The organism is Stenotrophomonas chelatiphaga (assembly GCF_001431535.1).
In the GTDB taxonomy this organism is placed as follows: Bacteria; Pseudomonadota; Gammaproteobacteria; order Xanthomonadales; family Xanthomonadaceae; genus Stenotrophomonas; species Stenotrophomonas chelatiphaga.
In genome coordinates this window covers 19401-38977 of record NZ_LDJK01000036.1, presented here as the reverse complement: position 1 = coordinate 38977, position 19577 = coordinate 19401, and the positions used below count along the sequence as shown (strand labels likewise).

The 19577-nt window shown below is 64.2% G+C and carries 23 protein-coding genes and 1 tRNA gene; 11 read left to right on the top strand and 13 right to left on the bottom strand.

Annotation, left to right across the window (positions count from 1 at the left end):
• Window positions 1-51 precede the first annotated feature (51 nt).
• Both ABB28_RS09025 and ABB28_RS09020 read right to left on the bottom strand, forming a co-directional pair.
• The gene (locus ABB28_RS09025) at window positions 52-819 is read right to left on the bottom strand and encodes a sulfurtransferase (protein ID WP_057508303.1); all 768 of its coding nucleotides are present in this window, start codon (window positions 817-819) and stop codon (window positions 52-54) included.
• A gap of 28 nt (window positions 820-847) precedes the next feature.
• Window positions 848-1213, bottom strand: coding sequence for a DUF6164 family protein (locus ABB28_RS09020; protein WP_057508327.1), 366 nt, complete (start codon window positions 1211-1213; stop codon window positions 848-850).
• Between the two features lie 311 nt (window positions 1214-1524).
• Between ABB28_RS09020 and ABB28_RS09015 the strand changes: the two genes are divergently transcribed.
• The 3 genes from ABB28_RS09015 to ABB28_RS09005 all read left to right on the top strand — a co-directional run bounded on the left by ABB28_RS09015 (window position 1525) and on the right by ABB28_RS09005 (window position 4603).
• Window positions 1525-2775 carry a YcaO-like family protein gene (locus ABB28_RS09015; RefSeq protein WP_057508302.1) on the top strand — a complete coding sequence of 417 codons (1251 nt, stop codon included), beginning with the start codon at window positions 1525-1527 and terminating at the stop codon, window positions 2773-2775.
• 162 nt (window positions 2776-2937) lie between these two features.
• The gene (locus ABB28_RS09010; protein WP_057508326.1) at window positions 2938-3369 is read left to right on the top strand and encodes an FKBP-type peptidyl-prolyl cis-trans isomerase; all 432 of its coding nucleotides are present in this window, start codon (window positions 2938-2940) and stop codon (window positions 3367-3369) included.
• A complete protein-coding gene (locus ABB28_RS09005) occupies window positions 3353-4603 on the top strand; it encodes a TIGR03862 family flavoprotein (RefSeq protein WP_057508301.1) in 1251 nt (416 codons plus the stop codon). Before ABB28_RS09010 ends, ABB28_RS09005 begins: the two co-directional genes overlap by 17 nt.
• Here ABB28_RS09005 and ABB28_RS09000 read toward each other — a convergent pair.
• From ABB28_RS09000 to ABB28_RS08985, 4 genes are all read right to left on the bottom strand, one after another.
• A complete protein-coding gene (locus tag ABB28_RS09000; protein WP_057508300.1) occupies window positions 4589-5083 on the bottom strand; it encodes a GNAT family N-acetyltransferase in 495 nt (164 codons plus the stop codon). The two genes, ABB28_RS09005 and ABB28_RS09000, sit on opposite strands and share 15 nt — an antisense overlap.
• A complete protein-coding gene (locus ABB28_RS08995) occupies window positions 5080-6702 on the bottom strand; it encodes an FMN-binding glutamate synthase family protein (protein WP_057508299.1) in 1623 nt (540 codons plus the stop codon). The genes ABB28_RS09000 and ABB28_RS08995 overlap by 4 nt, the downstream gene beginning before the upstream one ends.
• Window positions 6703-6766: 64 nt before the next feature.
• Window positions 6767-8095: a nucleotide sugar dehydrogenase gene (locus ABB28_RS08990; protein ID WP_083491983.1), complete on the bottom strand. Its 1329-nt coding sequence runs from the start codon at window positions 8093-8095 to the stop codon at window positions 6767-6769.
• 71 nt (window positions 8096-8166) lie between these two features.
• On the bottom strand, window positions 8167-8613 hold the full coding sequence (locus ABB28_RS08985) for a BLUF domain-containing protein (protein ID WP_057508297.1): 447 nt from the start codon (window positions 8611-8613) through the stop codon (window positions 8167-8169).
• A gap of 150 nt (window positions 8614-8763) precedes the next feature.
• Here ABB28_RS08985 and ABB28_RS08980 point away from each other — a divergent pair.
• Window positions 8764-8850, top strand: a tRNA-Leu gene (locus ABB28_RS08980).
• A 28-nt stretch (window positions 8851-8878) separates the two neighbouring features.
• Here ABB28_RS08980 and hemN read toward each other — a convergent pair.
• Entirely contained in the window at window positions 8879-10288 is a 1410-nt protein-coding gene (gene hemN, locus ABB28_RS08975) for an oxygen-independent coproporphyrinogen III oxidase (RefSeq protein ID WP_057508325.1), read from the bottom strand.
• Window positions 10289-10346: 58 nt separating this feature from the next.
• A complete protein-coding gene (locus tag ABB28_RS08970) occupies window positions 10347-10772 on the bottom strand; it encodes a group III truncated hemoglobin (RefSeq protein WP_057508324.1) in 426 nt (141 codons plus the stop codon).
• A gap of 165 nt (window positions 10773-10937) precedes the next feature.
• Here ABB28_RS08970 and ABB28_RS08965 point away from each other — a divergent pair, with 165 nt between their 5' ends.
• Entirely contained in the window at window positions 10938-11243 is a 306-nt protein-coding gene (locus ABB28_RS08965; RefSeq protein WP_057508323.1) for a hypothetical protein, read from the top strand.
• On the top strand, window positions 11240-12289 hold the full coding sequence (locus ABB28_RS08960) for a 4Fe-4S dicluster domain-containing protein (protein WP_057508296.1): 1050 nt from the start codon (window positions 11240-11242) through the stop codon (window positions 12287-12289). Before ABB28_RS08965 ends, ABB28_RS08960 begins: the two co-directional genes overlap by 4 nt.
• 1 nt (window position 12290) lies before the next feature.
• On the opposite strand, the gene ABB28_RS08955 is transcribed toward ABB28_RS08960, so the two are convergent.
• Window positions 12291-12527, bottom strand: coding sequence for a hypothetical protein (locus ABB28_RS08955; RefSeq protein ID WP_057508295.1), 237 nt, complete (start codon window positions 12525-12527; stop codon window positions 12291-12293).
• 242 nt (window positions 12528-12769) lie between these two features.
• On the opposite strand from ABB28_RS08955, the gene ABB28_RS18200 reads away from it, so the two are divergent.
• The 5 genes from ABB28_RS18200 (at window position 12770) to ABB28_RS08940 (ending at window position 16380) form a co-directional block, all read left to right on the top strand.
• Window positions 12770-12943 carry a hypothetical protein gene (locus ABB28_RS18200; RefSeq protein WP_170184006.1) on the top strand — a complete coding sequence of 58 codons (174 nt, stop codon included), beginning with the start codon at window positions 12770-12772 and terminating at the stop codon, window positions 12941-12943.
• Window positions 12944-13108: 165 nt separating this feature from the next.
• Window positions 13109-13744, top strand: a complete 636-nt coding sequence (locus ABB28_RS08950) for a glycoside hydrolase family 19 protein (protein WP_057508294.1) — start codon at window positions 13109-13111, stop codon at window positions 13742-13744.
• A gap of 278 nt (window positions 13745-14022) precedes the next feature.
• Entirely contained in the window at window positions 14023-15126 is a 1104-nt protein-coding gene (locus ABB28_RS18000) for a hypothetical protein (RefSeq protein WP_152983432.1), read from the top strand.
• Window positions 15127-15221: 95 nt separating this feature from the next.
• Window positions 15222-15857, top strand: coding sequence for a hypothetical protein (locus tag ABB28_RS17995; RefSeq protein ID WP_152983431.1), 636 nt, complete (start codon window positions 15222-15224; stop codon window positions 15855-15857).
• A 199-nt stretch (window positions 15858-16056) separates the two neighbouring features.
• Window positions 16057-16380: a hypothetical protein gene (locus ABB28_RS08940; protein WP_057508292.1), complete on the top strand. Its 324-nt coding sequence runs from the start codon at window positions 16057-16059 to the stop codon at window positions 16378-16380.
• Between the two features lie 252 nt (window positions 16381-16632).
• Here ABB28_RS08940 and ABB28_RS08935 read toward each other — a convergent pair whose 3' ends face one another.
• The 4 genes from ABB28_RS08935 to ABB28_RS08920 all read right to left on the bottom strand — a co-directional run bounded on the left by ABB28_RS08935 (window position 16633) and on the right by ABB28_RS08920 (window position 19359).
• Complete coding sequence (locus ABB28_RS08935) at window positions 16633-17007, bottom strand: hypothetical protein (RefSeq protein ID WP_057508291.1); 375 nt, start codon at window positions 17005-17007, stop codon at window positions 16633-16635.
• Between the two features lie 54 nt (window positions 17008-17061).
• The gene (locus ABB28_RS08930) at window positions 17062-17496 is read right to left on the bottom strand and encodes a BLUF domain-containing protein (protein ID WP_057508290.1); all 435 of its coding nucleotides are present in this window, start codon (window positions 17494-17496) and stop codon (window positions 17062-17064) included.
• Between the two features lie 230 nt (window positions 17497-17726).
• Window positions 17727-18512, bottom strand: a complete 786-nt coding sequence (locus ABB28_RS08925) for a hypothetical protein (RefSeq protein ID WP_057508289.1) — start codon at window positions 18510-18512, stop codon at window positions 17727-17729.
• A 55-nt stretch (window positions 18513-18567) separates the two neighbouring features.
• Window positions 18568-19359: a DNA adenine methylase gene (locus tag ABB28_RS08920; RefSeq protein ID WP_057508288.1), complete on the bottom strand. Its 792-nt coding sequence runs from the start codon at window positions 19357-19359 to the stop codon at window positions 18568-18570.
• Window positions 19360-19577: the final 218 nt, after the last annotated feature.

Below are 19577 nucleotides of genomic sequence, written 5' to 3'. Positions count from 1 at the left end.
CCAGTGTCGATGGCGGGACGCTGATTCCTGTGGCCCGGCAACCCGGCAGGGTCAGAACGCGCTGGGCTTGGGCTCCGGCAGCGGCTGGTCCACCAGCGGCTGCAGCTGCGCATCCAGTGCCACCCGCTCGTCGAACACGAAACAGCGGCCTTCGTAGCCTTCGCCGCCCACGTCCTCGAAATAGCCCAGGATGCCGCCGTCCAGCTGCAGCACGTTGTCCATGCCGTCGTTGCGCATCCACAGCGCGGCCTTTTCACAGCGGATGCCGCCGGTGCAGAAGCTCACCACGGTGCTGTCTTTCAGCGCCTCGCGGTGCGGTGCCAGCGCTGCCGGAAGGTCGGTGAACTTTTCGATCGGCAGCACCAGCGCATCCTGGAAGGTACCGAATTCGACTTCCTGCAGGTTGCGCGTATCCAGCATCACCACCGGCTTTCCGGCATCGTCGTGGCCCTGGCGCAGCCAGCGCTGCACGGTGGCCGGATCGACCGCGGGGGCGCGCGGATACTCCAGCGGCTGGCCATCATCCCGGCGGAAGCTGATGATTTCATCCTTCACCTTCGCCTTCAGGCGGGCAAACGGCTGGTGCTCGCTGTAACTGGTCTTCACCCGCATGCCTGTAAACCGCGCGTCGGCGTGCAGCGCCGCGTAGAACCCGTCGATATCGGCCTGTGCACCGGCGAGGAACAGGTTCAGCCCCTCCCCGGCCACCAGGATGCTGCCGCGCAGGTGGGCGGCCTCGGCCCGCGCGAGAAGCTGGTCGGCCAGCTGCAGGGGGTGGTCGATGGTGACGAAGTGGTAGGCGGCGGTGTTGGCGATCATCCGCCCATTTTACCCGCTGGCCGCCTGCTCAGCCGCGCAGCAGCATGAACGGAAGCAGCACCAGCGCGGCCGCCACCAGCATGCCCAGCAGCACCAGCACCACGAACCCCGGCCGACGCCGCAGCAGGCTGCCGAAGGTTTCGGCGCTGCCGTCCTGCAGGGCCTGCTCGCGCTCGGCGCGCATACGGACGCTGCGCTCGGCCTGGTAGGCGCTCATCAGCTCGCGGGCGCGTGGATGATCGGCATCCTCGCGCAGCCACAGGCCGCCGTTGGAGATGCCCCACGGGCTCGGTTCGGTGCGGTACCACGCGATCCGGTGCTGGTCCAGCAACGTGCAGACATCGTGGTATTCGTCATCGCCGACGTGGCGCAGGTTGAGCAGGAGTTTCGACATGGTGCCCATCATAAGGCCACAGGCCATCCCTACACCGTCTGCTGGCACTGTCCGATAACGTTACGGGGGTGCCTTTGAGAACCTTGCCTGGCCGCAATCAGCGGCGATCCCAGCAAAGGAAAACATCATGGGCATTTTCAACATTCCGTTTCTGATCTCCGGCGCAATCCAGGTCGCCGACCTGCAGCTCAACGCACAGGAAGTCGCGCTGCTGGGCTGACGCCCGGTTGATCGACAGGCTGCAGCCCCCCTGCGGGCGGGCTGCAACCGTCGCAGCGGTGGTAACCCCTCCCAGCGCAGGCGTGCAGACCATGACCACCCCCGACGTTCCCGAAGAACGACACTTCAGCCTGCCCGACGCCACACGGCGCATCCAGGCAGCCTACGATGCCCTGGGCATCCGCTACGCCACCAGCGTCATCGGGCAGGACCCCTGCGCGGCCTTGACCGAGCTGCATGACGCCGATGGCACGCTGCTCACCGGCGGATGGGGCAAAGGCGCGCGCGAGGCGGCGGTGGTCGGTTCGCTTTACGAGGCGATGGAGCACCTGCTGATGGATCGCCACGCCGCCCACGATGCGCAGGTTCGTGCCGTGGAGGACCTGATCGCGCTGCTGGATCCGGACCTCACCCGCTACCTGCCTGGTGCGCTGCTGTTCGACCAGATCGAAGAAACCATCGCCACCCGGCGCTACACCGGCCTGGCGGGCGCGACGGACTTTCACTACCCGGTTGCACTCTCCGCGCCCACCTACGCCGACGCACCGCTGCCTGTGGACACGTTTGATTACGCTCCCCTGCGCCGCTATGCCAGCAACAGCGGCACCGCGATTGGCGGCAGCCTGGAAGAGGCGCTGCTGCACGCACTGAACGAATGCGCCGAACGCGACGCCATTTCCCTGTTCCTGCTCTCCCACTTCTTCCATGCCGGCAACGAAGCGCTGCGCGTGGTCAGTCCTGCCGGCCTGCCCGCCGATGTCGCCGATCTGTACCGCCAGGTCAGCCAGTGCGTTGATGCTGATATCTGCCTGCTCGACATTTCCAGCACGCCAGGCATCACCAGCTGCCTTGCGGTCGCCCACCTCTGCTACGACCACGCACGCCCGTATGGCGCTGGTGCTTCACTCAATCCAGCCCACGCCGCGCGCAGGGCCCTGCACGAGCTGCTGCAATCACATCTGGCGCTTGCCAGCGACGCCACACCGGTACGCGCCGGTCGGGCAGCGTCGGTGCATCCCGCGCAGCTGCTGCAGCAATGGCCGCGGCTGCAGCCCAGCGCGCGCATGGACATCGAAGACCGGCTGGCGAGCCAACCGATCGTTGCCGTCCGGTTGGAAGACCGACCGGCAGGGCCGGTGGCGTCGCAGATCCAGCAGATCAGCCAAGCCCTGCAGGCAGACGGGCTGGTTGCCGGCTACAACGTGATCCACACCTTCGACAACGGCATCACGCTGGTCAACGCGGTCGTGCCGCGCTTTGAGCGTTTCTACCTGGTCACCCTTGGCCACGTCGTGGTGCCGGGTCGGCGCGGCGGTGCACCGGGCGCCTCCGGCGAGCGGTAGTGACGGCCGCTGGCCGTCAATCCGACAGACCCCGGTAGTGACGGCCGCTGGCCGTCAATTGCGGGCGATCACGTTGAGGGCCAGCGGCCGTCACTACCGGCGCCTGGCCTGCGTTCCCGCGCGATGCGCTACCCTTGCATCCCTTCGATTTGGATGCCGCCCATGCGCCGCCTGCTCGCTCCCCTGCTGCTGTCCCTGGCCCTCGCGGCGTGCGCGCCGGCCGGCCCGCCGCCGGGTGGCACCATCGCCGCCTTTGAAACCATCGATACCCAGCCCGGTACCGGCGCGGTCGCCACGCCGGGCAGCAAGGTCACGGTGCACTACACCGGCTGGATCTACGACGAACGCGCCGCAGACAAGCATGGCAAGACCTTCGACAGCTCGGTAACCCGCGGCGAACCGTTCTCGTTCGATCTCGGCGGTGGCCAGGTCATCCGCGGTTGGGATGAAGGCGTAGCCGGCATGAAGGTAGGCGGCAAGCGCACGCTGATGATCACCCCGGACATGGGCTACGGACAGCGCAGCGTAGGGCCCATCCCGGCCGGCTCTTCGCTGGTGTTCGATGTCGAACTGCTTGATGTCCAGCCCCGCTGATCCTGCCATCGCAGCCCGCGTCGCGGTGATCGGCGGCGGACCGGCAGGCCTGTTCGCCGCCGAACAGCTGTGTGCGGCCGGGCTGTCGGTGGATCTGTACGAGGCCAAGGGCTCGCCCGGGCGAAAGTTCCTGATCGCCGGCAAGGGCGGCTTGAACCTGACCCATTCCGATCCCCGTCCACTATTCGACAGCCGCTATCGCGAACAGACCGCTGCGGTCGCCGGATGGCTGGACGCGTTCGATGCCGACGCGCTGCGTCGCTGGGCGGCCGACCTTGGCGTGGAGACCTACGTGGGGAGTTCCGGGCGCGTGTTTCCGGTGGACCGCAAGGCCGCCCCGCTGCTGCGTGGCTGGGTGCGCCGGCTGAAGGAACAAGGCGTGCGTTTCCACGTGCAGCATCGCTGGCAGGGCTGGGACACCGACGGCGCGCTGTGCTTCGCCACCGAAGACGGCCAGCGCAGCGTGCACGCCGATGCCACGCTGCTCGCGCTCGGCGGTGGCAGCTGGCCGCAGCTGGGCTCCGATGGAGCGTGGATGCCGCTGCTGCAGTCGCGTGGGGTCGCCCTGGCGCCGCTGCAGGCAGCCAACTGTGGCTTCGATGTGCCATGGACCGCGTGGTTCATCCAGCGCAACGCCGGCACGCCGCTGAAGTCCGTGGTAGCGCATTGGACCGACCTGCAGGGCACGCCGCGGCACCTGCAAGGCGAATGCGTGGTGAGCGAGTACGGCATCGAAGGCAGCCTCGTCTATGCGCTGTCGGCCGACCTGCGCGAGACGATCAACCGCGACGGCAGCGCCACCCTGTGGCTGGACCTGGTGCCGGGACGCGAGCAGGACCGCCTGGCCGCCGACCTGGCGCGCCCGCGCAACGGCCGCAGCTTCGGCGAGCACCTGCGTCGGCAGACCGGCGTCGATGCGGTGAAGGCATCGCTGCTGTTCGAGGTGCTGGGCAAGGACGCCGGGCAGGACATCGCCGCGGTGGCCGCCACGCTCAAGCGCCTGCCCGTGCACCTGCAGCGCCCGCGACCGATGGCCGAGGCGATCAGCACCGCGGGCGGAGTCACGCTGCCGGCGCTGGATTCCGGACTGATGCTGACGGCCCTGCCGGGCGTATTCTGCGCCGGTGAGATGCTGGACTGGGAAGCGCCCACCGGTGGCTACCTGCTGACCGCCTGCTATGCCAGCGCCAAGCGGGCGGCCGAAGGTGTGATCAACTGGCTAGCGCAGCGCTGACGCCGCCGGCCGGCGCATGCGCCTGGCCGCGAGCGTGATGCCACTGGGGTGCGGGTACGCCTGTTCCCCTTCATCCAGGAAACCGGCACGCTGGTAGAACGCGACCGCGTTGAGCGAGGCCGACAGCAGCACGTCTCGCTGCGGATCGGCCAGGGCCAGCAGACGCTCCAGCACCGCCTGGCCCAGCCCTTTTCCGGCCTGCTCCGGGGCCACGAACAGCGCATCCACTTCGTTGTCCTGCAGCATCAGGATCCCGTAGCCAAGCAACCGTCCGTGCGCGTCGTCGGCCACCACGCAGCCCCCTTCCGCGATCAGCCCCGGGTAACGCGGCGGCGGTGGCGATGCGGCCCAGCGCGTGATCACCTCCGGCGGGTAGTGGCTGCGGCACAGTTCGCGCACGCAGCGCGTGCGCAGCTCCCACAGCGCTGGCGCATCCTCAGGACGTCCGCCACGGAAGTGCGGCAGCACGTCCAGGCTCATCGCGATTTGCTCGCGCGCAGCGCCTGGATGCGTGCCGGCGGCTGGAACGAATCACTACGCGCATCGGCCCAGAAATCGTGGAAGACCGCGTGGTCCGGCACCTGGCGCAGCAGCTCGCCCGGGGCGAGGTAGCGGTACAACGAGGCCAAAGAACGGATCTCCACCGGCGATACCCGGCGCAGGATGTGTTCCGGCCCCAGCTCGGCCGGATCATTCAGTCCGGCCGCGCACAGCAGTTCCTTCAGCGCATGCAGGGTGTGCCGGTGGTAGTTGTGCACCCGTTCGGCCTTGTCGGTCGGGTCCAGGCTGCGCCAGCGCGCCGGGTCCTGGGTGGCGATGCCGGTCGGGCATTTGTCGCTGTGGCAGCTGAGCGACTGGATGCAGCCCAGCGCGAACATGAAACCGCGCCCGGCATTGCACCAGTCCGCCCCCAGCGCGATGATCCGCGCGATGTCGAAGGCACTGGTGATCTTGCCGGCTGCGCCCAGCCGGATGCGGTCGCGCAGGTCCAGGCCGACCAGCGTGTTGTGCACCAGCAGCAGCGCTTCGTGCATCGGCACGCCGACATGGTCGACGAACTCGGCCGGGGCCGCGCCGGTCCCGCCTTCGGCGCCGTCGACAACGATGAAATCGGGCAGCAGGCCGGTCTCGCTCATCGCCTTGGCGATGCCGAACCATTCCCAGGGATGGCCGATCGCCAGCTTGAACCCGACCGGCTTGCCGCCGGACAGCTCGCGCAGGCGGGCGACGAACTGCAGCAGTTCGATCGGCGTGGAGAACGCCGAGTGCCGCGAAGGCGACACGCAGTCCACGCCCATCGGCACGCCGCGGGTCTCGGAGATCTCCGCGCTCACCTTGGCCGCCGGCAGCACGCCGCCATGGCCGGGCTTGGCGCCCTGGGACAGCTTGATCTCGATCATCTTGACCTGATCGGTGGTCGCGTTGGCCACGAAGCGCTCTTCGCTGAAGCTGCCATCATCATGGCGGCAGCCGAAGTAGCCCGAGCCGATTTCCCACACCAGGTCGCCTCCCATCTCGCGGTGGTACCGCGAAATCGAGCCTTCGCCGGTGTCATGGTGGAAGCCACCGCGCCGCGCGCCCTCGTTGAGCGCGCGGATCGCATTGGCCGACAGCGAACCGAAGCTCATCGCCGAGATGTTGAACACGCTGGCCGAATAGGGCTTGGCGCAGTTCGGGCCGATCAGCACGCGGAAATCGCTGTGGCCGATGCTGGTAGGCGCCAGCGAATGGTTGATCCACTCGTAGTCCACCGCGTAGGTGCTGCGCAGCGTACCGAACGGCACCACGTCCATTTCATTCTTGGCACGCTGGTAGATCAGCGCGCGCTGCTGGCGCGAGAACGGCACGTCTTCCAGGTCGCTCTGCACGAAGTACTGCCGGATTTCCGGGCCGATCGATTCCAGTCCATAACGGAAATGCGCCAGCACCGGATAGTTGCGGCGCAGCGTGCTGCGCGCCTGCAGCAGGTCCCAGGTGCCCACCACCACCAGTGCGGCCGTCAGCCCGACCCCCCAGTACCAGGCGACCCAGTACGTGGCCAGCCACAGGCAGACCGGAAACAGGATGATGGCGAGCACGTAGGCCAGGTAGCGGTGCATGGCGTTCCTTTCGGGATGGCTGCAACCAGTCTACCCGCGCCGCCGTCAACGCTGCGGCAGCCGCTTACAGGCGGCCGTCCACCGAAGCACGTGGCCAGGCCGACTTCACGTCATAGACGATGCCGCCCGGTGCCTGCAGGGCCGCGATCTGCGCCGCATCCATGTCCAGGAACGCGGCGTGCGCCACCGCCAGCACCACCGCATCGTAGGCGCCGGGTTCCGGACGCGCCACCCAGTGCACCGCCGTGTCGGCCAATGCCGCCGGACCCACCCACGGATCATGCACGTCCACCCGCGCGCCACTGGCCTGCAGCTGCTCGGCCAGTTCCAGCGCACGGCTGTTGCGCAGGTCCGGGCAATCTTCCTTGAAGGTCACGCCGAGCACCAAAATGCGGACCTGTTCCGCGCTGCGTCCACGATCGGTCAGCAGCGACAGAACGCGCTCGGCCACGTGCGCCCCGACCCGGTTGTTGACCTGGCGCGCGGTATGGATGAGGTCGGGGTGGTAGCCCACGCTTTCCGATTTGTGCAGCAGGTAATAAGGATCCACGCCGATGCAGTGGCCACCCACCAGTCCCGGCCGGAACGGGAGGAAATTCCACTTGCTGCCGGCCGCGTCGAGCACGTCCTGGGTATCGATGCCGAGCTTGTCGAAGATCAGCGCCAGTTCGTTGACCAGCGCGATGTTGACGTCGCGCTGGATGTTTTCCACCACCTTGGCGGCCTCGGCCACGCGCATCGACGGCGCCGGGAACGTGCCGGCGGTGATGATCCGGCGATACAGCGCGTCCACTACCGCGGCCACCTCCGGGGTGGAGCCTGAGGTGATCTTGCGGATATCGGCCAAGCGGCGGTTGCGGTCACCGGGGCTGACCCGCTCCGGGCTGTAGCCGCAGTAGAAATCCTGGTTGAAACGCAGTCCGGAGCCGGCCTCCAGCAGCGGAATGCAGACTTCCTCGGTGGTGCCGGGATACACGGTGGATTCGTACACCACCAGGTCGCCGGCCTTCAGTACGCTGGCCACCCGTTCACTGGCCGAACGCAGCGGCCCCAGGTCGGGCTGTTCGTGCGCGTCGATCGGCGTGGGCACGGTGATGATGTAGATATTGCACGCCGCCAGTTCGGCGGCATCGGCACTGCAGCGCAGCAGCGGGGCACCGGCCAGCTCGCCGTCTTCCAGTTCCAGGGTGTGGTCATGGCCCTGCTGCAGTTCGGCAACGCGCGCGGCATCGATGTCGAAGCCCAGGGTGGGGAACAACCGCCCGAAGGCGACCGCCAACGGCAGGCCGACATACCCCAGGCCGATGATTGCAGGGCGCGGGGACGTGGCCGCCGACACCGGGCTGCCCTGACGCTGCGACCCTGCTGCGCGATGCGCGTTTGAACTCTCCATTGCGCACCCGCCTCCGATTCAAAGAGGCACAAGGGTAACCGCCATGCCCGGCGCTGACCACGCTTGCGCTTTCAGGAGCCGAGGCTGACCGCCGCCGGCTCCAGTTCGCCATCGTCGCCGGTCCAGCTGCGCAGCAGCAGCGCCAGCCCCTGCCCGGCCGCGGGCCGGCCGGCGCTGATGCCGGTCCAGGGTGCGTTGATGATGTGGGTCATGGTCAGCGGATCGATGCGCCGGTTGGCCATGGTCCAGTGCGGGAACCAGCGCATGACCACCGCCCCGGCGGCCAGTTGCCGCACGCCGTGGTGGATGCTGGCGTTGAGCACCCGGCCGTACACCGAATCGAGTCCATCGCGCGGGCCTTCCAGGTACTGCAGGAAGCGTTCGCCATCGAACATCAGCACCCCGGTGACGCCGGCCATCCGGTTGAACGCCGTCGCATCGGCCAGCAGCGCATCCAGCTCCTGCGGTGAAAGCGCCGAACGGGCCTGGCTGACGTAGGCAATCGCGTGCAACGGCATGGTCACTCCCTGGCCCCTGACAAAGCCGAATATGGCATGAACAACGCGTGGTTGACAGCGTCGCGGCGCAGACCGCGCAGCGGGTCACGATTCCACGCACGCGCGCCGCCATTCCAAATTCGCGCCCCGTGGTGCACCCTATGCCGCGCGGCCCGGATGGCGAAACTGGTAGACGCAGCGGACTTAAAATCCGCCGACCGCAAGGTCTTGCCGGTTCGATCCCGGCTCCGGGCACCAGAACTGCTTGCCAGCACCACGCGATGCCTCACAGCGCACGCGAATACCGCGCCGGTTGTCCCGGCTGCGACAGGTAGCGGTCAAAGCACATCGCCAGCAGGCGAAGCAGCGGGCGGCCCTTGGCCGTGGCACGCACCACCCCGGCGTCCACCTCGGCCAGGCCATCGGCCTGCAGGCTGTGCAGCTGCGCCAGCGCATCGGCGAAGTACACCTCGAAGGCGATCGCGCGTGCGCTGCACAACGCGCCCACATCGACTTCGCCATGGCACATCAGCTGCTGGATGATCTCCGCGCGCAGCAGGTCGTCCGGGTCCAGCTGCACGCCGCGCCACACCGGCAGATGTCCCGCATCCACCGCCGCCTCCCACGCCGGCAGCTCGCGCGGATTCTGGCTGTAGCTGCTGGCCACGGTACTGATCGCGCTCACCCCCAGCCCCAGCAGGTCGGTATCGGCATGGGTGGTATAGCCCATGAAATTGCGGTGCAGCTGTCCGGCGCGCTGGGCGCGCGACAGGTCCTCTTCCGGCAGCGCGAAATGATCCATGCCGATGTACTGGTAACCGGCCTGCAGCAGCTGCTCCACCGCCAGCCCGAGCAGTGCCAGCTTCTGCTCCGGCGCGGGCAGGCGGGATTCCTCGATCTGCCGCTGCGCGCGGAACAGCTGCGGCAGGTGCGCGTAGCCATACACCGCCAGACGATCCGGGCGCAGCGCCAGCACCTGCTGCAGGGTGCGCCCGAAGCCAGCCAAGGTCTGTCCGGGCAGGCCGTAGATCAGGTCCACGTTGACCGAGCGCATGCCGTGATCGCGGCAGGCCTGCAGGATGTCCAGCGTCTGCTCCACGCCCTGCAGGCGGTTGATCGCCGCCTGCACCTGCGGATCGAAATCCTGCACGCCCAGGCTGGCCCGGTTGAACCCCAGTCCGGCCAGCCGCGCCACGTCGTCACGGTCGATGAAACGCGGATCGAGTTCGATGGAAAAATCGCGCGCAGGCGAGGCGCTGAAGCGGAAGCGCTGGCGCAGTCCTTCGACCAGCTCGGCCATCGCCTCGCCGGTGAGGAAATTCGGCGTGCCACCGCCCAGGTGCAGCTGGATCACCTCGCGCTGCGGATCGATGTGGGAGGCGACGAGGTCCGCCTCGGCCAGCACCCGCGCCACGTAAGCATGGCCACGGCTGCGGTCGCGGCTGATGATCCGGTTGCAGCCGCAGTAGAAGCACGGGCTGCTGCAGAACGGCACGTGCACGTACAGCGACAGCGCACGTGCCTGCGCGTTGCTGCGGGCCAGCGTCGCGGTCAGCTCGGCCTCGCCGAACCCCTCATGGAAATGCGGCGCGGTCGGGTAGGAGGTATAGCGCGGGCCGGCCTTGTCGTGGCGGCGCAGGGTCGCCGCATCGAAACACCAGGCCAGGCCGCCTTCAACAGGTGAGTACGTGTCCATGCCTGCAGCGTGCGCGCGGGCGTGCGCATCCGCCTTGACCGAGATCAATCCAGGCGCATCAACCGACGATGGGCAGGCCGATCGATGGCAGGCGCAGCATCCGGTAGCGCTTCCAGAAGGTATCGGCGATGCGCGCGGCGATGTCGTCGGCCAGCCGCTGCATGTCCGGGTTGGCACTTTCCGCCGACGTCATCCGGAACAGCACCAGCCAGCGATCGAACAGGTCGCGGTCCATGTCATCGATGGCCATGTGCTTGGACATCGGCGAGCCCTGGAAGCGCCGCGTGCCACGCAGCAGGGCCGACCAGAAATCGACCAGCTGGGCCAGGTGGGTCGGCCAGTCCTGCACATGGGCGGTGAACACCGGACCCAGCCGGGGTTCGTCGCGCACGCGCGCGTAGAAGTCGTGGACCAGACGGGTCACTTCCGCTTCGGTGCACAGGTCGGGGGAGGCTTCGGGCAACGGGGGCGGCAGGGTATCCATGGAATCCGGGCGAATGTGATGGCGCATGATCGCATTGGCCTGCACAACGCCCGCTTGATCAGGATCAAGGACGCCGGCCCGCACGCTTTCTACAGTGACACCCTGCCGGTGGGCCGTTGCGTGCCCCTGCCGGTGTCCACCGCCCCTCCTGCCGGACTGTGCCGCATGCCCCGACAGTGCACCACCGACGCTGATCCACGCTCCCGGCAGCGCCTGCATGCCCTTGGCGTGATCCTGTGGCCCGGCTTCATCGCCGCCGCACTGGCGTGTGCGGTGTTGTTCGCCTTCGTCGATCCGCTGCGGCTGGGTGACATCGCCGTTCCCGGCTTTGGCATCAGTCGTGGGTTGGGCTACACGCTGGGGTTCTTCCTGACCTGGGGCATCACCAGCCTGTCCAGCGCCGCTACCTGGTACCTGCTGCGGCCGGCGCACGCGGAGCCTGGGGACGACGACGAGGTGCCGCTGGGATGAACCGGCCTGCACTGCTGTCACGAATCCGGACGTGGCTGCCGGTCGGGCTGCTGGTCGGCTTCCACGTCCTGCCGTGGCTGCGCTGGGACGGTCGCCAGGCCGTGCTGCTGGACCTGGTGGAGCGCCGCTTCGATGTGTTCGGCCTGACCCTGTGGCCCAGCCAGGCCGGCCTGCTGCTGGGAGTGATGGCCGTGCTCGCCACGATGCTGGCGCTGTTCACTCACTTGGCCGGCCGCCTGTGGTGTGGCCATGCCTGTCCGCAGACCGTGTGGAGCACGCTGTTTTCGTGGGTGGAGCGCGGCACGCGGCGTCTGCTCGGGCACTCCCGTGCAGAGCCGGTCGCGCGCCATGCGCTGTGGATCGGCATCGCACTGTGGACTGCATTGAGCTTCGTCGGCCTGTTCACGCCCCTCCAACCGCTGCTGGCGCGCGCCGCTGCCCTGCGGTTGGGCGGCTTCGAATCGTTCTGGGTCGCTTTCTACGCCGTGGCGACCTGGGGAAACGCGGGCTTCCTGCGCCGTCACGTGTGCCGCCTGCTGTGCCCCTTCGCGCGTCTGCAGCCGCTGCTGTGCGATGGGCACACCCCGCGCATGCTGTACCACGCGCCGCGTGGCGAGCCGCGCGGGCCACGGCGGCCGGGTGGCGGCAGCATCGCCCAGCGTGGACGCGGTCTGCTCGATGCCGGCACCGCTCAGGATTACGTATTCCGCTGGGCCCATCCGCAGCTGGCCGGACCGATGCCGCGTTTCGCCGATGATCGACTGGGCGACTGCACCGACTGCCGACACTGCGTACAGGCATGCCCGATGGCGCTGGACGTGCGCGACGGCCCGCAGGCCGATTGCCTGGACTGCGGCGCCTGCGCCGTGGCCTGTGATCAGTCGCAGCAGGCGGCGGGGCTGAGCCATGGGCTCATCCAGCACATCAGCCCGCGGCGCCTGGCCGGTGACCGGGCGCAGTGGATACGACCGCGCACCCTGGCGCTGTCGGGACTGCTGAGCCTGGTGCTGGGACTGGTGCTGCTGGGTGCCGCGCTGGCGGGGTGAATCAGAGCGATGGCGGCTCGGACGGCGGCACCAGCTGGGCGTGCCGGACAATGCCAAGCTGTTCGATCAGCAGGGCCATGTCGTTGGTGACCTGGGTGCGCTCACGCCCCTCCGGCACCAGACGCGCCAGCACCCGCTGGTAGGTATTCCAGAACTCCGGGCCGCATCCATGCCGCTGGTAGCTGTCCTGCAACTCGTCGCGAACCTGGTCGGCCAGGTTCTGTCTGCCGTAATCCATGTACGACCTCCACGAAATCGGTGGCAGCGGGGATGCGGGGGCATCCAGCGAGGCAACGCGATGCCTATGAATTAGACATTTTTTTGTCTACGCGTCAATGACACAGCGGACACATCCTGTGCACCGTCCTGAACCATTCAGATCAGATCGCGCCACGAGGCCGCTTGAGACAAGTGCCTTCAAGACGTTGCCCTCACCACGCATGCGTAGGCTGCAAGGCTGGATACCTCGAAGGAACCCCCATGGAGTTGAGCGAAAAGCAGCAACGCATTCTGGAAGCGATCCAGGCCACCCGCCCGGTCGCGGAAGAAGACGCAGCCTGGGCGGTGCAAGTCGGCCTTGCGGCGCATGGCGAAGATGGCGATATCGATCTGACCCAGGAAGGTCGGCGTTACGTGGATTCTTCAAGCCTTTAGCCTGCGCAGGCTGGCGCCATGGGCGTCGCCGATCCCGCCGCGGCGCTGGCACAGGTCCTGCGCCACGGGCACCACTGACGTTTCCACTGGAATGCGACGGAAGGGCGCGCGATGTTCGCTGCATCGCATTCGCGCGCCCAAGCGCCCCGCCCCGTGGAGTGACTGATGATCAACGCCGCCCTGCTCTCGCAGATCCTGATGTGCCCGCTGGCGCTGGCGCAGCGGTGGACCGCGCCGTTGAACGAGGCGATGCAGCGATTCGAGATCAACACGCCACGGCGCATCGCGCATTTCCTGGCACAGATCGGCCATGAAAGCCTGAGCCTGCAGCACCTGCAGGAAAACCTGTCGTACAGCCGCAAACGCATCGGCGAAGTGTTCGGCCGGCGCCTGTCCGAAGCCGAACAGCCGCAGTATGTGCGCAAGCCGGAGCGGCTGGCCAACCGCGTGTATGCCAACCGCAATGGCAACCGTGACGAAGCCAGTGGCGATGGCTATCGCTATCGCGGCCGCGGACCGATCGCCCTGACCGGCCGCGACAACTACCGCCGCATCGGCGAACTGCTCGACCTGCCGCTGGAAGAGCAGCCCGAGCTGCTGGAATCACCGGAAGTGGGCGCATTGGCCGCTGCCGCGTGGTGGCAGGACGCCGGCCTCAATGCACTGGCCGACCGCGATGACCTGCTGGGCGTGAGCCGACGGATCAACCTGGGATCGAGCACCAGCAAGGCCACGCCGGAGGGCATGGCGGACCGCACGATGCGCACCAGCCGCGCGCTGCTGGTGTTGGGTGTGGGGTGATACGGGGCGTGCTGTGATCGCGATCGAGTAGATGACGAAAAGCAGAAAACAGAAAGCCCGCCATTGGCGGGCTTTCTGCATGAAGCGTTGGAGGCCTGGGTCGGAATTGAACCGGCGTACGCGGCTTTGCAGGCCGCAACAAATTAATTCCTTTCAATCGCTTATCCAGCCTTGCCACCTCGCGTGCCACTGAGCAGCAGGTTCTGCAGGTCCCCGATGTTGGCGCAGGCGAAGAAAGAGCGCATCCTCGCCGAATCTCAACGGAACTGAGGCGACAGATGCCAGCAGCAACTCCAGATAAAGTGCTTGAGGCGATATCCAAAACAGGCTTCGTCTTGGAACACAGAGTGGTCACAGCACTGCAGGCCGCCGGATGGCGGACCATTAATGGCAGCTACTATATTGATGACGTCAGCGAACAAGCCCGCGAGATTGACATCATCGCTTATAAGATAGCGAAATCAGAAGAAGTCAATGTCATCACATGCGCGTTGATCAGCTGCAAGAAAGATGCTGCTCATACCGCAGCGTTCCTATCGCGCCGCAGACCTACCAGAGACCCCAACGCGGATTGGGAGCCGGCTCACTGGTCCACGAAAATGCAGCCATTGCAGGCCCATTTATCCTCCTGCGACTGGAAAGAACGCTATTTCCACGGATTGAGTAGTCGCACTCGCAAAATCCTCCTAGCGCAACGAGACGTCTTCGCATTTCAGTTGGTCGGAGAGAACGGCAGCCCCTACAACGATAAGCCATATTACGATTCCGTAACGGGCCTATTGAAAGCCCTCGACCATGAGATCGCAAAGAAACGCGCATCCACTGGATCTGTGCGGAAACGCGTTTACCACTTCTCGCTGCACACGGTTTTTGACGCACCAATGGTAGACGTCCAGTTCCTGAATGAAGAACAGACTGTTAGGAGCATTCAGAGGATCACATGCTTCTCGAAGTACATGGTCAGAAAGGTCGATACATCCGCCTCAGTACATTTCTTAAACATCTCAAGCGTTGACTCTTGGATAACCGACCTAGCAGACCTGCATCACTACAACCGATCTTTCTTCACGGGCGAGATTGCGAAAAGCTATTCTGCAATTACCACCTCGGAGGAAGTCAGGAAATATTTTGAGTCCAATCTGTCAGTACTCCTCAAATACTACATTCAAGATTCAATGATGCGCAACAGGATTCGCGAACCTCTAGAGTCAATATCTCTCGAAATGAACGATAAAGTCTTGGAAATACACGTAGACATTAAGGGCGATGTTGAGATCCTTAATAGTGACGGCAAACTGCGCGAAAAAATCAACGCATTGCTATTTCGGCGCGCCAGATATGCCGGCCCTTTCTCCATCACCGAAACTGATATCCCCTTCTAGGATCAAAGTGGCATCCATCTTGAAGTTTCTTACTCACAGAGCTCGCGCCCGCAACTATAACCCCCAATGCAGACTGGGGAATATTGAGCCGAAATATGAAAGACAAATTTCTCCCCATTAAGATTCTCCATGAACAGTACAGGGATGACTTTCTCAGAGGAGAGCTCTACCTGAACGCCCTGACCTATTTCAAGAAACTTGAGGGCGATCAACTAAGGGGGGATGGTGATGAAGGGGTCGTAAGTGCGCATCAGGTCAACGAAGTATCAGTTTTATACCGAGGGTCCTGGGTGCCTTTGCCCGTACGAGGACCTGTTAGAACCCATGATGAGCGATTCGACAATTTAAACATTCTGTGCATTTACATGCTTAGTGGCGACCCGGATGTTGAGTTTGACCGACGTAATGAGCAATTCGGCAGTTGCGCGATCATCATTCGTGACCTTCGTGAGTTTCTTAGCAGAGTGCGCATTGCTGCAGCAAAACAAAACTGGGAGGTGTTCCCCGACCCAGTCAAATACGTAGAAGAGGAAACCTATGAAGGAAGAATGGCACCTTTCAGGAAATTCGACCATTTCTCTTATCAAAGGGAATATCGGATTGTATTCAAGACCGAAGCAAAGGGTCCATGCAAGTTAGACATTGGGGACATACGGGATATTACTTACTGCATCACCAGCCAAGAAATATGCGAAATTCCCAGAGTGCAATCAATCCAGAAAGAAAACTAGGTGACCGCCCTCGCCGGAGCGAGCAGTAGATTAAAAGTCCCAAATATTGTGTAGTAAAATCATTAGCTTACGCTGATAGCAATTCCGGATTTACTCAGTCTGGATCGTTGCGTAGCAAGGACGTGGGCTTGAGTTTTCTGGAGCCTCACTTGCTAACTGGAGGTATCCTCGCCGGTCACCTCCACCGCAAGGCACGCCTGTGAGCCACGATTTGGATTACCTCATTGCCCGCCTCGAATCATGCGAGCTAGAACTCCAGGCAGCGCGTGGGTACATCAAGGCGTTGGAGTACGGCCTGCACGCTGTCGTCGCCGCCAACCCCGCTCCGGCGGCCCTGGCAGAGTTGTGGTCGCATGTGTTGCCAGAGCTTGCCGACATCCATGGGGCCGCCGCGAACGGCGCCCCGCTCTTTGATGCGGCGTTCCAGCAAGCACTGGCCGGTCTATCGGACCACATCGATGGCGCTGCGCGGAGAAACAGTGGTGACGAGCCTGCACAGCCGACTGCGCCGGCTTCACGGTGAGCTTGGTAGAAAATCTCACCCTTGGCATGCCTGACACCAGATGAGCCCGTCCCCATTTTTCTGCGTAGAAGCCGTCGATACGTCCGAAGTTGCCGCAAATGGAATTCTGGCCTTCTCTCTCTACTGCACCGGCTGCGGGCAGCGGCAGGTCGAACGGAGCACGGCGGGAGGGAGCATCACCATCGCTTGCATCTCATGCAACGCATCGCAGCCGCTCTCGGCTGTACGGTTCCTGCCCAGCTGCAAGACCCATTAACGAGACGCCGCCGGCCCCAGCACGTTGCCAGGGTCCAACTGTTTTCCTCGCCCTCTCAGAACCACGTGGTCTTGGATCCACTGCAGCTTTTTCGCCACCTTCCGGCGCAGCTGCTGCTCATGGCGCATGGCCCACATCTCGCACCCGCGCCGACCCGCATCGAACGAGCTGCAGCGCCGGAGCAGCAGGGGCGCATGTACCCCTTCTTCGGGGCTCAGCCTGGCCAGCCACGTCCCGTCGACCCTTTTTTGCATGCTGGCCACAATCTCGCCATGTAGGAACAGCCCCGTCGGCAGCGTGTCGAGGTGGCACCGGGGCTTCCAGTAGAAGCCGTCAGGCATGGGGGTCAGGGTCTGGGTGTCGGCGTCCATGAGGCGGGATCATAGGCCGGCCCAGTCTCATCGCCCGATACAAGGTTTAACGCTTCAGCCAATCACCGGTTGGTGCGGTGCTGCCACCTTGGCGAGGTACTCCACGCCGAAACTGCGGGCGCCCGATTCAGCCGTCTGCCGCACCACGAAGCTGCTCCAGTCTTTGCTGATAGCTTCCCGAAGTTCTTCGGGCGCGGCCGGCAACATCCGCATTGACCAGTAGGGGAAGAAGCGGCATCCAGCCGACGCCCGGCCCAGCTCGACCAGGTTGGTGTGCCGCTGGGAATTGAGGATGCGGCTGAACACCACGGCGATGCCGTCTTCAGGTCCCTCGAGGTACTGGAGGAACCGCGCCCCATCAAACAGAAGCAGGCCAGTTACCCCGGCGTGCATGTTGAAGGCGGCCGCTGTGTGGGCGAGCTCACCTGCGGCGACAAGGTCGAAGCCGGGGAGCGCATCGCTCGTGTACGCGATGGCACGAATCGGCATCACATGGTCCTCTGTTCAGAAATATTACCCCCCCGCTAGACTATACGCCATAGGCGAGTGCATGGCATCGCCATCAGGGCAAACGCTTATGGTAAAGCCGACGCGCTGATAATTGATCCAGACCGGGATAATCGAGCTTGACCAGTACGCCTGCCCGACTTGGCCCAAGACCAGCTTGAAAGATCTGCTTATTTTTCGGATTCAGCAGCGTTGGCCGCCGATGCCTTTTACTAAGGCAACCCGTGATAACCGCCGCCTCCGACAATAGACGGGCGGCACGCTTTGACCTCAGTCGCCGCCAGAGGGTGGAAGTGGACAGATTCATCAATCTCACCACTAACTTTGTTGAACCCTTTTAGAATAAGCTGATCACCGTAAGTTGCGACAACTATTCTCTCACCAAGGCAGACATTCCCCCTGATCATCCGCTCTTGCCCATTGCCGAAGCAGAATATTAAGAACAAGCCGTAGAGGGAAAGAAATGCCACACCGCCGGGCTCTGCGAGCGGATCTTCGGCAACAGCAGAATCTTCAGTCGGCGCAGCAGCACCCTTATTAGCAGACTTGACGTGAATCCTGTCGAAGAGCGCGCCGAGCTCTCCTAGCACCACGAGTACAACAGGGAGTACAAAGGTTGACAGCAATGCTTTATAGCTTACGGATATCAGCGCCAGAGGGAAACCGAACAAAAGATAGGTCGCCAAAAAAGCAGAGAGAACAGATGAAAGCTTCCCAGCGCCCCGCATTCTAAGAATAATTCCACGCAAGAAGCTAAACATCGTAATGAAAAAGACGGCTATTGCGACGCCAGCCACCAAGACTCGCGTCGTCGGAAGACTGAGGAAAAGTGGCGGCACCTTATAAAAACTAAACCTTCCCCATTCGTAAAAATAGACACTTAGAAAAACGAAGGCCGGGGCAGCCGCAACCACATAAGCGTCCTTCTTAAGAATTTTCATCGAACTACGCACCCCCCGTTTTTCCACATTATCGTCCCGATCTAAGGCGAGGTCCATGCGTGATGGTGCATGCAGACCACAGATCAGCTAAGCCGGCAAGAAGCGGATAGAGCTATTCCCAAAGTGGCACTTGGTCGTCCACCCAAGACTTGATGATTAGCTCTCCGAATTTTTTCCCAGTCTGCTGCCTGGCCATCGTGTACTCCAACTGCACCGGCACCAAGGGCAGGCCAGCGAACACCTGCCGGATGTCCGTGTGGTCATTGATAGATAGCACCGCCCTGCCCTTCATCCCGCGCATCAGCTCCGCCATCTCTTCGTACTGCTCCATCCCGAAGGGGACGCCATACCCTTCGGTCTGCCAGTACGGCGGATCCAAGTAGAACAGCGCGCCCGGGCGATCATAGCGACGGATGCACTCCTGCCACGGCAGATGCTCGATGACCACGCTCGCCAGGCGTATGTGGACCGCGCTGAGTTCTTCCTCGATCCGGAGCAAGTTCAGGCGCGGACCGCCGCTTGCCACCAAGCCGAACGACTGCCCGTGGACCTTGCCACCGAACGCAAGCTTCTGCAGGTAGTAGAAGCGTGCCGCCCGCTGGATATCGGTCAAGGTTTCAGACCGCTCCAGCTGCGCCCATTCGAACATCTGCCGCGACACCAGCGACCAGCGAAACATGCGGATGAACTCGTCCAGGTGGTGGCGCACGCAGCGGTACAGGTTGACCAGGTCACCGTTGATGTCGTTGAGGACTTCCATCTTGGCCGGGTGCGGCCGCATCAGCAAAGCGGCGGCGCCGCCGGCGAACGCCTCGATATAGCTGTCGTGCGCAGGGAAGTGTGGATAGAGGTGTTTCAGCAGGCGGCGCTTGCCGCCGGGCCACGAAATAATCGGCTTGGTCATCGGTTCTCAGTATTTGCGATAGGGGTGGCCGACAATCGCCCCGCTCTCGCGAGAGCGGCAGGGCTTCGGCTAATGCCAGGTGCTGAGTTCACCTGTGTTGCGGCGGAGGTCAGATGCTTGCCGGCATCTGGCCTCCGCCCTGTCTCTTAAACGGTCGTTTCGACGAGGGGGAGATTGGGTGCTGCCTCCAGCACGCGCCCATATCCGCGCGAAGGCGC

Coding starts and splice junctions, on each gene's coding strand:
- ABB28_RS08920 (WP_057508288.1), bottom strand. CDS start 19,359: ATGACCAAGCCGATTATTTCGTGGCCCGGCGGCAAGCGCCGCCTGCTG.
- ABB28_RS09025 (WP_057508303.1), bottom strand. CDS start 819: ATGATCGCCAACACCGCCGCCTACCACTTCGTCACCATCGACCACCCC.
- ABB28_RS17995 (WP_152983431.1), top strand. CDS start 15,222: ATGAAAGACAAATTTCTCCCCATTAAGATTCTCCATGAACAGTACAGG.
- ABB28_RS09005 (WP_057508301.1), top strand. CDS start 3,353: ATGTCCAGCCCCGCTGATCCTGCCATCGCAGCCCGCGTCGCGGTGATC.
- ABB28_RS08935 (WP_057508291.1), bottom strand. CDS start 17,007: ATGGACGCCGACACCCAGACCCTGACCCCCATGCCTGACGGCTTCTAC.
- ABB28_RS08960 (WP_057508296.1), top strand. CDS start 11,240: ATGAACCGGCCTGCACTGCTGTCACGAATCCGGACGTGGCTGCCGGTC.
- ABB28_RS09010 (WP_057508326.1), top strand. CDS start 2,938: ATGCGCCGCCTGCTCGCTCCCCTGCTGCTGTCCCTGGCCCTCGCGGCG.
- ABB28_RS08985 (WP_057508297.1), bottom strand. CDS start 8,613: ATGCCGTTGCACGCGATTGCCTACGTCAGCCAGGCCCGTTCGGCGCTT.
- ABB28_RS08995 (WP_057508299.1), bottom strand. CDS start 6,702: ATGCACCGCTACCTGGCCTACGTGCTCGCCATCATCCTGTTTCCGGTC.
- ABB28_RS09020 (WP_057508327.1), bottom strand. CDS start 1,213: ATGTCGAAACTCCTGCTCAACCTGCGCCACGTCGGCGATGACGAATAC.
- ABB28_RS18200 (WP_170184006.1), top strand. CDS start 12,770: ATGGAGTTGAGCGAAAAGCAGCAACGCATTCTGGAAGCGATCCAGGCC.
- ABB28_RS08925 (WP_057508289.1), bottom strand. CDS start 18,512: ATGGACCTCGCCTTAGATCGGGACGATAATGTGGAAAAACGGGGGGTG.
- hemN (WP_057508325.1), bottom strand. CDS start 10,288: ATGGACACGTACTCACCTGTTGAAGGCGGCCTGGCCTGGTGTTTCGAT.
- ABB28_RS08950 (WP_057508294.1), top strand. CDS start 13,109: ATGATCAACGCCGCCCTGCTCTCGCAGATCCTGATGTGCCCGCTGGCG.
- ABB28_RS18000 (WP_152983432.1), top strand. CDS start 14,023: ATGCCAGCAGCAACTCCAGATAAAGTGCTTGAGGCGATATCCAAAACA.
- ABB28_RS09000 (WP_057508300.1), bottom strand. CDS start 5,083: ATGAGCCTGGACGTGCTGCCGCACTTCCGTGGCGGACGTCCTGAGGAT.
- ABB28_RS08970 (WP_057508324.1), bottom strand. CDS start 10,772: ATGGATACCCTGCCGCCCCCGTTGCCCGAAGCCTCCCCCGACCTGTGC.
- ABB28_RS09015 (WP_057508302.1), top strand. CDS start 1,525: ATGACCACCCCCGACGTTCCCGAAGAACGACACTTCAGCCTGCCCGAC.
- ABB28_RS08955 (WP_057508295.1), bottom strand. CDS start 12,527: ATGGATTACGGCAGACAGAACCTGGCCGACCAGGTTCGCGACGAGTTG.
- ABB28_RS08990 (WP_083491983.1), bottom strand. CDS start 8,095: ATGGAGAGTTCAAACGCGCATCGCGCAGCAGGGTCGCAGCGTCAGGGC.
- ABB28_RS08930 (WP_057508290.1), bottom strand. CDS start 17,496: ATGCCGATTCGTGCCATCGCGTACACGAGCGATGCGCTCCCCGGCTTC.
- ABB28_RS08965 (WP_057508323.1), top strand. CDS start 10,938: ATGCCCCGACAGTGCACCACCGACGCTGATCCACGCTCCCGGCAGCGC.